We start from the raw sequence: 11,497 nt of genomic DNA, 5'->3' as shown, positions 1-11,497 counted from the left end.
GTCCACAACTCCGCGGCGCTCGCCGGGCCGGACGGGCAGATCCTCGGCGTCTACCGCAAGACCCATCGGTTCGGGCCGGAGCCGCGCGAGCGCGGTGGCTGGGTGACACCGGGCGACCAGGTGACGGTGGTGGACACCGGACTCGGCCGGATCGGCATGATCATCTGCTTCGACGGCGACTATCCCGAGCTGAGCCGGGTCCAGGCGGTGCAGGGTGCGGAGATCCTCTGCCGGCCCTCGGCGCTGCTGCGCTCGGCGGATCTGTGGGAACTGACCTGCCGGGCCCGCGCGTACGACAACCATGTCTACGTCATCGGCGCCACCGGCGCCGACCCGGCCGGGGTGCTGTACTTCGGCAACTCGCTGATCGTCACGCCCGGGGCCGAGGTCGTGGCCCGCGGGTCCACACACGAGGGCTGGGTCTAGGGCCTGTCGTTCGGATCTTGCCGGGCTCGCGTGCCCTGGCACGCACATCTGCTGCGTTGTCGTCAGTCGCCAATGCTCCGCAGTGGCTCCCTCCTCCGCCTTGCATCTGCACGCGCCAGACCCCGCTCACTGATCCGGCCTGATCCAAACGACAGGCCCTAGCCGAGGTTGTCCCCCCAGCCGCCCTGCAGCATGGTCTGGAACGCCCACTGCCCGTCCCGCTTGATCAGGATGTCGGCGTACCGCAGCTGCTGCGTGGTGTCGCCCGTCGTCATGGTCGAGTCGGTGAAGACGACGGCCATGGCCGGGCTGAGGAAGACGGGCGTCCGCACCGACTCGAAGCCGATGTCCTCGGAGCCGTCCCCCATCACCTGGGTCATGGTGTCGACGAACTGCTTGCGGTCCCACTGCGCGGCCGCGCCGTCGCCCGCGGAGTCGTCGCTGACCAGATTGAGCGGGAAGACCGCCAGATCGGCCATCCGCTCGATGTCACGGCGCGCACTGGCCGCGTCGTAGTCGGCGAACCACGCCTCGATGTCGGCGAGTTCATCGGCAGTCGGGGTGTAACCGGTGTCGGGCAGCTGGGTCACGCAATCTCCTCTTCAAATTTGACTAGCGAAAGGAATGTACCCCTTTCACGTGAGCTAGTCAAACTTGATTAATCAAATCGTCCCGGAGTCTCAGCACGGTCACCACCGTGTGTCGCGTCGTCCCGCGCTCGACCTCGGCCAGGAGCCCCGGTGCGACCGCGCGGTACGGCACCTCGCCCACGCCGATCGCCATCGCCGTCCCCGCAGGGGTGCCCGGCTCGCGGCCCGCCAGCACGCCGCCCACACGAGCCCGCAGGGCAGGCGGCAGAGGGCTCGACACGATCGGGGTGTCGTCGTCCGCCAGGACCAGGACGAGGGCGGCGGGCCGGTCCGCCGGACCGGTGAAGCCGACCACGGCGGCGTCATGGACGTCCGTGTGCCGCAGCTTGCGCCAGTCGCGGGAGCCGGCCCGGTAGGGCTGCCGGAGGTGCTTGACCACGAGCCCCTCGATCCCGGCCGCCGTGAGCGTCTCGTACCAGGTGGCCGCGGTTTCCGGGTCCGTCGTCATCGGCACCGGCTGGAGCGGCGGCCCCAGCGGCCCGAGCAGCCCGACCAGCCGCTCCCTGCGCAGGCTGTACGGCGCGGAGCGCAGATCCTCGCCCCCCTCCGCGAGCAGGTCGAAGGCGGCGTACGAGGCGGGCAGCCGGCGGGCGAGGATTCCGGCCCGTGCCGCCGTGGCGGCCGCGCGGCGCTGTACGGCCGCGAAGTCGATCCGGCCACCGGTCCAGATCACCACCTCGCCGTCGAGCACGGTGCCGTCGGCCAGCGGTTGCGCGGCCTCCGCCAGGTCGGGGAAGGCGCCGGTGACGATCCGCCCCGAGCGGGCCTGCAGTACGGCCGCTCCGTCCAGCTTGAAGATCAGCATTCGGTGGCCGTCGAACTTCGGTTCGTACGCCAGTCCTTCCCCGCGCGGCAGGGCCGACACCGGTTCGGCGAGCGCCACCTTCATCGGGGGCCGCAGCGTGCGCATGGCGTGGGTGCTCATGGCAGCGTGCCCGCGGCGGCGGGGTCCATCAGGGGCCCGAGGAGATCTCCGTACAGGTCGAGCCGCTTCGCGATGTCGCCGAGCCGGAAGACCAGCGCCTCGGGGGAGTCGCAGCCTTCGACCTCGGCCCAGGTCACGGGCGCGGACACGGTGGGTTCGGGCCGCGCGCGCAGGGTGTAGGGCGTGGCGGTGGTCTTGGCCGCGGCGTTCTGGCTGTGGTCGACGAAGACCTTCCCGGGGCGCAGGGCGCGGGCCATCCGGTGGACCACTTGCCCCCCGAGCTCGGCCTCGGCCTCGACGGCCAGCCTCTTGGCGTACGCCGACGTCTCCTCCGACGGGGTCGGCTCCAGCGGCACCAGCAGATGCAGGCCCTTCGAGCCGGAGGTCTTGGCGTACGCGTCGAGGCCGTCGGCGGCCAGCCGTTCGCGCAGCCACAGGGCCACCTCACAGCACTCCACGACGGTGGCGGGCGGCCCGGGGTCGAGGTCGAACACCATCCGGTCCGCCCAGGCCGGCCGGGCCACCTGCCACTGCGGGGTGTGGAACTCCACCACCAGGTTCGCCGCCCACATCAAGGACGGCAGGTCCTGGACGACCACCTGCTCGCCGGTCTCGCGCGAGGAGCGCGGCACCTCGGCGACCGTCACCCAGGAGGGGGTGCCGGGCGGCGGGTTCTTGGTGAAGAACAGCTGGCCGTCGGGGCCGTCCGGGTAGCGGAGGAAGGACAGCGGGCGGCCTTGGAGATGGGCGAGCAGGGCGTCTGCGGTGATGGCGTAGTAGTGCAGGACCTCGCCCTTCGTGGTCCCGGTGGCGGGGTAGAGGACCTTCTCCAGATTGCTGAGGGACAGGCGCCGCCCCTCCACCTCTGTGATGGGCGTCATACGATGAGAATCCCATGAATCATCTCTATAACTGATGAAAGGGATGAAACGTGCGATCCATCTGGAACGGCGCGATCTCCTTCGGGCTGGTCAGCATCCCGATCAAGCTCGTCAACGCCACGGAGAGCCGCTCGGTCTCCTTCCGGCAGATCCACACCACGGACGGCGGGCGGATCCGCTACCGCAAGGTCTGTGAACTGGACGACGAGGAAGTGGCGACGGCAGAGATCGGCAAGGCGTACGAGGACGCCGACGGGACGATGATCCCGATCACGGACGAGGATCTCGCCGCACTGCCGCTGCCCACGGCGAAGACGATCGACATCGTCGCCTTCGTACCGGCCACGGAGATCGATCCGCTCCAGATGGACGCGGCGTACTACCTCTCGGCGAACGGGGTGCCCGCGGCGAAGCCGTACACGCTGCTGCGTGAGGCTCTCAAGCGGAGCAAGAAGGTCGCGGTCGCCAAGTTCGCGCTGCGCGGCCGCGAGCGCCTCGGCATGCTGCGGGTCGTCGACGATGTGATCGCCATGCACGGACTGCTCTGGCCCGACGAGATCCGCCGGCCGGAAGGGGTCGCCCCGGAGACCGAGGTCACGATCCGCGACGCCGAACTCGACCTGGCGGACGCCCTGATGAACACGCTCGGTGAGGTCGACCTCGACTCGCTGCACGACGACTACCGGGCGGCGGTCGAGGAGATGATCGCCGCGAAGGCGGAAGGCGTCGAACTCGAACCTCTGCCCGCTCCGTCGGGCGGCGGCAAGGTCATCGACCTCATGGCCGCGCTCGAAAGCAGCGTCCGCGCGGCGAAGGAAGCGCGTGGAGACGAGGCGGAGGGCGCCGCGGCCGTCACGGAACTGAAGCCCCGCAAGAAGACGCCGGCCAAGAAGGCCCCCGCCAAGGCGCCGTCCAAGGTGCCGTCCAAGGCCACGGCCACGGCCAAGAGCGCCACCAAGGCCGCCCCCAAGGAGACGGGCGCGAAGAAGTCGACGTCGACGGCGAAGAAGACGGCCGCGGCCAAGTCGGCCAAGTCGACGGCGGCCAAGTCGACGGCGGCCAAGTCGACGGCGGCCAAGTCCGCCGCCAAGTCCACGGCCAAGAAGACAGCGGCCAAGAAGACGACCTCCCGCGGGCGCGCGTCTGCCTGACGCCCCGGCGGCACCGGCGCGCCGGCATCACGCCACCGGCATCCGCGGCGTGCAGGAGCTCTGCGGGCGACGCTACTGCGAGGACACTCCCTGGTCGCGCCGCAGCAAGGTGTCCAGCACCGCGTCCAGATACGCCGCCCTGTCCGGCCCGGAGGGCAGCGTCTCGGGGACTGCATGCGTCAGCTGGGTGTGCCCGAGGTAGCTCGTGTACGCGAGGAGACCGCGGAAGGCGGCCGCATCCGGCGGAAAGCCGAGCTCCTCGAAGAGCGCCGTGAGGTAGCCGACGCGCCGGTCCGTCACGCGGCGGAGCACTGCCGCGACCTGGGGGTGGTCGGCCGTGGCCAGGAGGGAGACCTCCAGGGTGTCGTCCGCCGCGGCGGCCGTCGCCTCCGCGAAGAGCAGGCGGAGCCGCTTCTCCGGGTCCGGCTCGCGGTCGACCAGCGTGATGATCTCCTCCGTGCAGATCTCCTCCCAGCGCTCCAGCGCCGCCTCGACGAGTGCGTCCCGGTTGCGGAAGTGCCAGTAGAAGCTGCCCTTGGTGGTCCCCAGTCGCACCGCGAGCGGTTCCACCGCGACCGCGGCGAGCCCGCGCTCGCCGATTGCCGTAAGTGCCGCGTCCGCCCAGTCCCGTGCGGTGAGTCGTGCCATGTTCCATACGGTACCGTATGGAGGAGAAACATACGCTGCCGTATGGAGGTGTGTGATGCGCACGGTACGGAACGTCCATGAACGGATCGTCCAGGCCCCTGCCGACGTCGTCGGCGCCCTGATCGACCGGCTGTCGGCCGACGACGACCCGCTCTTCCCCACCCCCGCCTGGCCCCCGATGCGCTTCGACCGCCCGCTCGGCGTCGGCGCCGAGGGCGGCCATGGCTTCGTCAGGTACAAGGTCGGCGCGTACGAGCCGGGCCGCAGCGTCCGCTTCGACTTCACCCCGCCGGGGAACGGCTGCCACCGCGTCGATGTGGAGCCGGCCGGGCCCGGCCGGTGCCGGGTCGTCCATGTCCTCGAGCAACAGCAGACACTCCGGAAATACCTCGTGTGGGCGCTGGCGATACGGCCCATGCACGACGTCGTCGTCGAGGAGCTCCTCGACAACGTCGAGCGCGCGGCCACCGGCTCACTGCGCAGGCCCGTCCGATGGTCCCCGTGGGTCCGGCTCATGCACCGGCTCGTCGGGGTCCGGCCGAAGGCGGTGAGCGTCCCCGGGGAAGCCCGCCTCGCCCGTGACGCCTTCGACCGGGCCGACTTCGAAGACGCCTGGCAGCTGCCGCTCGGCCCCGGCATGGACCGCGACCCGCGCGCCTGGCGCGACGTACTGCCCTTCGCGGTCAAGGCGGTCGAGGGCAATGAGCTGCTGATGGGGGAGGACGCGGGCCATCTCGACTTCCGCGCCTCACTCCTCATCGGCGAGTGCGACGTCACCCTCACCACCGTCGTGAAGACCCACAACCTCCGCGGCAGGCTCTACTTCGCACTGGTCCGGCGCGTGCACCCCTTCATGGCGCGGCTGATGCTGCGCCGTACGCACCGCAGGCTCGCCCTCGGCGCTCCGTCCGCCGCCGAGCGGCATTACACCTTTCGGGCGATGCCGTAACACCCCAGTGCGGAGCAGGTGTTGAGGGAGCATTGACAGCCCAAAACAGCCCGGCTACTTTCGGCCCAGGCCGAAACTGCCGGACTCTTCGCTCGTTTCCCCAGGTCCCCAGGGCTTCCGGAGGCCCCCATGAAGACAGGGTTCAAGCGCGCCACCGTACCTCTCGCACTGCTCACGCTCACCACGCTCACCGCCGCGGGCTGCAGCGACGGCGACAGCGGCGCCGGATCGAAGAAGGTCACCGTCTGGATGTACCCGGTGATCATGGATCCGAAGGCCAACGCCGCGTACTGGGACGGCATCGAGAAAGGCTTCGAGGCGGCGGAGAAGGGCGTCGATCTCACCGTCGAACAGCTCCCCTGGGAGAACAGGGACCAGAAGCTCGCCACCGCCTTCGGCAGCGGCAAGGGCCCCGACGTGGTCCTGCTCGGCCCCGACCAGATCCCCCAGTACCAGGCCAACGGGGCGATCCAGCCCGTCGACCGGGCGATCGAGAAGGCGAAGAGCGCCTTCCGCCCGGCCGCCCTGGAAGCCATGACCCAGGACGGAAAGATCTACGCGGCGCCGATCTACCACACCGTCACCAGCACGCTGTACAACAAGAAGCTGCTGGACGAGGCGGGCATCACCGAGCCGCCCGCCACCTGGGACGCCATCAGGGCCGCAGCACCCAAGCTGAAGCGTGCCGGCGCGACCACGCTCGACTACTCCGCGAGCAACGAGGCCTCGCTCAACATGAGCTTCTACCCGCTGCTGTGGCAGGCGGGCGGCAAGGTCTTCGACGACAGCGGCAAGAAGGCCGCGTTCAACAGCGCCGAAGGCGTCGAGGCGCTCAGCTTCCTCGTCGACCTCTACAAGGGCGGCGCCGTACCGAAGTCCGCGATGAACAACGCCAACCTCTTCACCGACCAGGCCCTCGGCAAACAGCAGGTCGCGATGGGTTACACCAACACGCCGGCCGATGCCGCCCTGGCCGAGAAGACCTGGGGGAAGGGCAACGTGATCGTCGGCCCCGCCCTCACGGGACCCAAGAAGCAGGTCTGCTTCGGCATGCCGGGCGGACTCGGCATCAACGCCAGGTCCAAGAACGTGACAGGGGCCGAGAAGTTCATCGCGTACATGACCCGGCCCGCGCAGATCGAGTCCATGGGCAAGGCGGGCGGCTTCTTCTCCCCGCGTACGGATGTGACGGTCCCCAACGACAGCGCCTACGCCAAGGAGTACCAGGAGGCGCTCAACCACACCTATCCGGGTGAGCCCAACCCGGCAGCCCGCCAGCTGATGGCGCTGATCAGTCCGGAGATCCAGGCCGCGCTGACCGGCAAGAAGAGCCCGAAGGCCGCGCTGGACGCGGCCGCCGCGGAAGCCGACGACCTGCTGGCGCGTCAGCGTTGAGCAAGATCGTCACCGACGAGGTCGCACCGGACGAGGGCCTGCCCGGCGAGGGCGGCGCACCGCGCAACGGCAAGTCCCGCACGCCCCGCGAGGGCGTGTCCGGTGCGGCCGCCACCCGGAGCCGGATCACACGGCGGCGCGAGGCCCTCGCCGGCCTCGCGTTCGTCGCGCCCATGCTCGTGCTGTTCGTCGTGTTCCGCTTCGGGCCCACGCTCGGCGCCGCGTTCCTGTCGCTCACCGACTACCGGCTCAGCGGCGAATGGACCTTCATCGGGGCCGGGAACTACACCCGCCTCCTGGAAGACGACCTGTTCTGGGAGAGTCTCGGCGTCACCGCCGTCTACACCGCGCTCTACGTCCCGATGACCGTGGCCCTCGCCCTCGGCACCGCCGTCCTGCTGCATCGCACCCTGTGGCTGCGCGGCTTCTTCCGCGGGCTGTTCTTCCTCCCGTACGTCACCAGCATCGTGCTGGCCGCGGTCATCTGGAAATGGCTCTACGAGGTCGAGGACGGGCTGCTCAACGCCACCCTCGGCGTCCTGGACCTCGGCCCCGTCGACTTCCTCGGCAGCGAGTCCCTGGTCCTCCCGTCCATCGCCGCCGCCTCCGCGTGGAAGGGCTTCGGCTACTCCATGCTGATCCTCCTCGCCGGGCTGCAGTCCATCCCCCGCGAGGTCACCGAAGCCGCGACCATCGACGGCGCGAGCGGCTGGCAGCGCTTCTGCTGGGTCACCCTGCCGCTGCTGCGGCCCGTCCTCTTCTTCGTCCTCGTCATCGAGGCGATCCAGGCATTCCAGGTCTTCGACGCCATGTACGTCATGACCGCCGGCGGCCCCGTGCGCGCCAGCTACTCGCTCGTCTACTTCCTCTACGACTCCGGCTTCAAGTTCTTCGACTTCGGCTACGCGAGCGCCGTCGGCCTGGTCCTCTTCCTCGTCGTCCTCGTCTTCTCGCTCATCCAGCGGCGGCTCATCGGAAGGGACACGGACTGATGGCGGCACCCTCCGCGCAGAAGGCCGCGGCCCGGCTCAGGCTCCCCGTCCTGCTGGTCCTGGTCGCGTTCGTGACCGTCACGCCCTTCGCGGTCATGGTGCTCGTGGCGTTCGCGCCGTCCGGCGGGCAGACCCTGCCGGGCGCCTTCGACATCACCCGGGCGACGCTGAGCAACTTCACCGACGTTCTGGAGAACGCCGACATCACGCGCTGGGCGGTCAACTCGCTGGTCTACTCGCTCGTGTCGGTGCTGCTCATCCTGCTCTTCGCCTCCATGGCCGGATACGCCTTCGCCAAGAAACGCTTTCCCGGCCGCGAGCTGCTGTTCTGGTCGTTCCTGGCGACGCTCATGGTGCCGTTCCAGGCCACCCTCATCCCGTACTACATCCTCGTCTCGGAGCTGGGCGGCGTGGACACGTACTGGGGACTGATCGTGCCGACGCTCGCCAACTCCCAGGCCGTGTTCCTGATGCGGCAGTTCATCGTGCAGTTGCCCGACGAGCTGTTCGAGGCCGCGAAGATCGACGGGGCCTCGGAGTGGCGCATCTACACCACGATCGTGGTGCCGCTGATCCGGCCCGTGCTCGCCACGCTCGGCGTCTTCGTCTTCCTCTGGCACTGGAACGACTTCCTCTGGCCGCTGGTCATCGGCCAGTCGGAGCAGATGCGCACGCTCACCGTCGGACTCGCCACGCTGGAGGGCGAGAACGTGACGATCAACCAGATCATGGCCGGTGCGACCATCACCGTCATCCCCTGCCTGCTCGTGTTCGGACTGCTCCAGAGGTATCTGACCGACTCGATCGCGACCTCCGGGCTCAAGTCGTGACCGCCGCCACGGCCGCCGTCGTCGACATCAACCGGATCCTCGGCCCGCTGCCCCACGACGACGTACCCAGCCGTGACGAGAGCGGCCTCGTCAAGGAGCTGGAACGGCTGAGGATCCACGCGGCCTGCGTCGTCCACTCCCACGCCCTGTACGGCGACCCGCGCGACGGCAACGCACCGCTGGACCTCATCGCCGACGAGCGGCTGCGGCCCGTCCCCGTGCTCGTCCCCGGGCCGCTGGGCACCGGCGACTGGACGGGCGGCGGGGCCCCGCTCGTACGGCTCTGCCCCGACCGGCACGGCTGGTCCGCCACCGGGCCGCAGGCCCTCGGCCTCACCGCCGCGTTGTCCCGGGCGGGAGTCGCGGTGCTGCTCGACTGGGAGGCCGTCACCGCGGCCGACGTGGATCTGCTGGCCGGCACCCGGCCCCGGCTGCGGATCGTCCTCACCGGCACGGGCTACCGCAGCCTGCGCGAACTCACCGAACTCCTCGACATGCACGAACTGCTGTACGTGGACACCTCCACGCTCGCCGGACACCGTCAGGTCGAGTGGTTCGCGCAGCGGTACGGCGCCCACCGCGTCCTCTTCGGCACCGGCGCCCCCGTCACGGACGACGCCGGCCCCCGTCATCTCCTCGACACGCTCGATCTGCCCGGCGACGACGCGGCCCTCGTCGCCGGCGGCAACGCCCTGCGGCTGCTCGGCGGGGAGCCGTGATCACCGACGCGCACGGACACATCGGACGCTGGCACGCCTTCGCCGTCCCCGACGGCTCCGCCGGCGGTCTGGTCGCCATGATGGACCGGTGCGGCGTCGGCACCGCCTGCGTCTCACATCTGCTGGCCGTGGGCCCCGACGCCCGAGCCGGGAACGCCCTCCTGCTGCAGGCCCTCGCCGCCCACCCCGGCCGGCTCCTCGGATACGCCGTCTACAACCCGCACGACCGGGAGGCCGCCCCACGGCTGCGCGAACTGTTCGACGTGCCCGGAGTCATCGGCGTCAAACTCCATCCCGAGGTCCACGAAGTCGCCCTCGACCACCCCGGCTACACCCCCGCCTTCGAAGCGGCCGGCGACCACGGCCGTATCGTCCTGGCCCACAGCCAGCACGGCAGCCCGTGGGCCGACGCCCGGCACTTCACGGCCGTGGCGCCGCGCCACCCGGACGTGCCGCTGCTCATGGGCCACTCGGGACTGTTCCGGCAGGGCTACGGCCCGGCCGCCGAAGCCGCCGCCCGCTGCCCCAGCCTGGTCCTGGAGACCTGCGGGTCCCGGATGACGGCCCGCCACCTCGCCCGTCTGGTCGCCGAGGTCGGCGCGGACCGCATCGCCTTCGGCTCGGACGCCGTCTTCCTCGATCTGCGCGTCGGGCTGGGCCGGGTGCTGCTCGCCGACCTCGACGAGAAGGACCGGGAGCAGATCCTGCACGGCACGATGGATGCCCTGCTGCACGGGATTCGCCCATGAGACGGACGCATGAGCCGGACGCATGAGCCGGACGCGCCGGTGAACGGGCCGGAGTGGCCCATCTGGCCGCCACCCGCCACCGACGAGCAGCGGCAGGCACTGCTCCGGGTCCTCGACAGCGGCCGCTGGGGTGCCACGGGCGGCACCGTGACGGAGGACTTCGCCGCAGCCTTCGCCGCGCGCGTGGGCGCCGCCCACGGGGTCTGCACGGTCAACGGGACCGTCGCCCTGTTCCTGGCCCTGCGCGCCCTCGGGGTCGGACACGGCGACGAGGTGATCGTGCCCGCCTACACGTTCGTGGCCAGTGCCACCGCCGTCGTGCTGGCCGGGGCCGTGCCGGTCGTCGCCGATGTGCGGGAGGAGACACTGCACCTCGACCCCCGCGCCGTACGCGGGCTCATCGGGCCGCGCACCAAGGCCGTCATGCCCGTGCATCTCGGCGGCGCGCCCGCCGAGACCGAAGCCCTGCGCGGCCTCGGGCCCGCGGTCGTCGAGGACGCCGCACAGGCGCACGGCGCGGCCCGGCACGGGCGGCCGGCGGGCGCCCTCGGGGACGCCGCCTGTTTCAGCTTCCAGTCGGGCAAGGCGATGACCGCGGGGGAGGGCGGCATCGTCGTCACCGACGACCGCGGCACGTACGAGCGGCTCTGGGCTCTGCACAACGTCGGCCGCAGCCTGGACGGCGGCTGGTACGAGCATCCGGAGCTGGGCTGGAATCTGCGGATGACGGAGTTCCAGGCGGCCTTGCTGCACCCTCAGCTGGAGCTGCTCGACGGCTGGAACGACCGGCGGGCCCGTGGTGCGGCCACCCTGGCAGCGGCCCTCGACGAGGTCCCGGGCCTCGACCTGATCCCGCCCCCGCCGGGCACCACCCGCCACACCTGGCATCTGGCGATGCTGCGCTACGACCCCCGCGCGTTCGGCGGGCACACCAAGCCGGCGTTCCTGACGGCGATGGCGGCCGAGGGCGTCCCGCTGGACGCCGGGTACCGCTCGCTGACCCGTATGCCGTACATCCGGAGCGCCGCGCCCTGCCCCGTCGCGGAGACAGCGGAGGACACCGTCGTGTGGGTCCGGCAGCCCATGCTGATGGCGGACGATGCTGCGCTGCAGACCATCGCCCGTGCCGCGCTCACCGTCCAGCGCGACTTCGGACGTTGAGATCGGACGTTGAGTTCGAGC

Annotated in this window: 13 protein-coding genes; 9 read left to right on the top strand and 4 right to left on the bottom strand. The window is 70.6% G+C overall.

Going from position 1 to position 11,497, the window contains the following annotated elements; all coding sequences use genetic code 11:
* Positions 1–426, top strand: a 426-nt coding sequence (locus ACWGI8_RS06290) for a carbon-nitrogen hydrolase family protein (protein WP_453658948.1), incomplete at its 5' end; no start/stop codon positions are given.
* A gap of 158 nt (positions 427–584) precedes the next feature.
* On the opposite strand, the gene ACWGI8_RS06285 is transcribed toward ACWGI8_RS06290, so the two are convergent.
* Genes ACWGI8_RS06285 through ligD form a run of 3 tightly spaced genes read right to left on the bottom strand, consistent with a single transcriptional unit; the run spans position 585 to position 2,882 of the window.
* Positions 585–1,016, bottom strand: a complete 432-nt coding sequence (locus ACWGI8_RS06285) for a nuclear transport factor 2 family protein (RefSeq protein WP_453658947.1) — start codon at positions 1,014–1,016, stop codon at positions 585–587.
* Positions 1,017–1,074: 58 nt separating this feature from the next.
* Positions 1,075–1,965, bottom strand: coding sequence for an ATP-dependent DNA ligase (locus ACWGI8_RS06280; RefSeq protein WP_453658949.1), 891 nt, complete (start codon positions 1,963–1,965; stop codon positions 1,075–1,077).
* A gap of 32 nt (positions 1,966–1,997) precedes the next feature.
* The gene (gene ligD / locus ACWGI8_RS06275; RefSeq protein WP_453658946.1) at positions 1,998–2,882 is read right to left on the bottom strand and encodes a non-homologous end-joining DNA ligase; all 885 of its coding nucleotides are present in this window, start codon (positions 2,880–2,882) and stop codon (positions 1,998–2,000) included.
* Between the two features lie 50 nt (positions 2,883–2,932).
* On the opposite strand from ligD, the gene ku reads away from it, so the two are divergent.
* Entirely contained in the window at positions 2,933–4,033 is a 1,101-nt protein-coding gene (ku, locus tag ACWGI8_RS06270; protein ID WP_453658945.1) for a non-homologous end joining protein Ku, read from the top strand.
* A gap of 72 nt (positions 4,034–4,105) precedes the next feature.
* On the opposite strand, the gene ACWGI8_RS06265 is transcribed toward ku, so the two are convergent.
* A complete protein-coding gene (locus tag ACWGI8_RS06265; protein ID WP_453658944.1) occupies positions 4,106–4,681 on the bottom strand; it encodes a TetR/AcrR family transcriptional regulator in 576 nt (191 codons plus the stop codon).
* Between the two features lie 55 nt (positions 4,682–4,736).
* Between ACWGI8_RS06265 and ACWGI8_RS06260 the strand changes: the two genes are divergently transcribed.
* The 7 genes from ACWGI8_RS06260 to ACWGI8_RS06230 all read left to right on the top strand — a co-directional run bounded on the left by ACWGI8_RS06260 (position 4,737) and on the right by ACWGI8_RS06230 (position 11,476).
* The gene (locus ACWGI8_RS06260; protein ID WP_453658943.1) at positions 4,737–5,630 is read left to right on the top strand and encodes a DUF2867 domain-containing protein; all 894 of its coding nucleotides are present in this window, start codon (positions 4,737–4,739) and stop codon (positions 5,628–5,630) included.
* Between the two features lie 129 nt (positions 5,631–5,759).
* Complete coding sequence (locus ACWGI8_RS06255; protein ID WP_453658942.1) at positions 5,760–7,025, top strand: ABC transporter substrate-binding protein; 1,266 nt, start codon at positions 5,760–5,762, stop codon at positions 7,023–7,025.
* Positions 7,022–8,017 carry a carbohydrate ABC transporter permease gene (locus ACWGI8_RS06250; protein ID WP_453658941.1) on the top strand — a complete coding sequence of 332 codons (996 nt, stop codon included), beginning with the start codon at positions 7,022–7,024 and terminating at the stop codon, positions 8,015–8,017. Before ACWGI8_RS06255 ends, ACWGI8_RS06250 begins: the two co-directional genes overlap by 4 nt.
* Positions 8,017–8,847, top strand: coding sequence for a carbohydrate ABC transporter permease (locus ACWGI8_RS06245; RefSeq protein ID WP_453658940.1), 831 nt, complete (start codon positions 8,017–8,019; stop codon positions 8,845–8,847). The genes ACWGI8_RS06250 and ACWGI8_RS06245 overlap by 1 nt, the downstream gene beginning before the upstream one ends.
* A complete protein-coding gene (locus tag ACWGI8_RS06240) occupies positions 8,844–9,566 on the top strand; it encodes an amidohydrolase family protein (RefSeq protein ID WP_453658939.1) in 723 nt (240 codons plus the stop codon). Before ACWGI8_RS06245 ends, ACWGI8_RS06240 begins: the two co-directional genes overlap by 4 nt.
* On the top strand, positions 9,563–10,315 hold the full coding sequence (locus tag ACWGI8_RS06235; RefSeq protein ID WP_453658938.1) for an amidohydrolase family protein: 753 nt from the start codon (positions 9,563–9,565) through the stop codon (positions 10,313–10,315). Before ACWGI8_RS06240 ends, ACWGI8_RS06235 begins: the two co-directional genes overlap by 4 nt.
* Before the next feature lie 9 nt (positions 10,316–10,324).
* A complete protein-coding gene (locus ACWGI8_RS06230; protein ID WP_453658937.1) occupies positions 10,325–11,476 on the top strand; it encodes a DegT/DnrJ/EryC1/StrS family aminotransferase in 1,152 nt (383 codons plus the stop codon).
* Positions 11,477–11,497: the final 21 nt, after the last annotated feature.

This window comes from Streptomyces sp. NPDC054841 (assembly GCF_053611045.1).
This window is presented reverse-complemented; position numbering and strand designations above follow the sequence as displayed.

Excerpts from the sequence above, each read along its gene's own strand:
- ACWGI8_RS06280 (WP_453658949.1), bottom strand. The coding sequence starts at position 1,965 with ATGAAGGTGGCGCTCGCCGAACCGGTGTCGGCCCTGCCGCGCGGGGAA.
- ligD (WP_453658946.1), bottom strand. The coding sequence starts at position 2,882 with ATGACGCCCATCACAGAGGTGGAGGGGCGGCGCCTGTCCCTCAGCAAT.
- ACWGI8_RS06265 (WP_453658944.1), bottom strand. The coding sequence starts at position 4,681 with ATGGCACGACTCACCGCACGGGACTGGGCGGACGCGGCACTTACGGCA.
- ACWGI8_RS06260 (WP_453658943.1), top strand. The coding sequence starts at position 4,737 with ATGCGCACGGTACGGAACGTCCATGAACGGATCGTCCAGGCCCCTGCC.
- ACWGI8_RS06255 (WP_453658942.1), top strand. The coding sequence starts at position 5,760 with ATGAAGACAGGGTTCAAGCGCGCCACCGTACCTCTCGCACTGCTCACG.
- ACWGI8_RS06245 (WP_453658940.1), top strand. The coding sequence starts at position 8,017 with ATGGCGGCACCCTCCGCGCAGAAGGCCGCGGCCCGGCTCAGGCTCCCC.
- ACWGI8_RS06230 (WP_453658937.1), top strand. The coding sequence starts at position 10,325 with ATGAGCCGGACGCATGAGCCGGACGCGCCGGTGAACGGGCCGGAGTGG.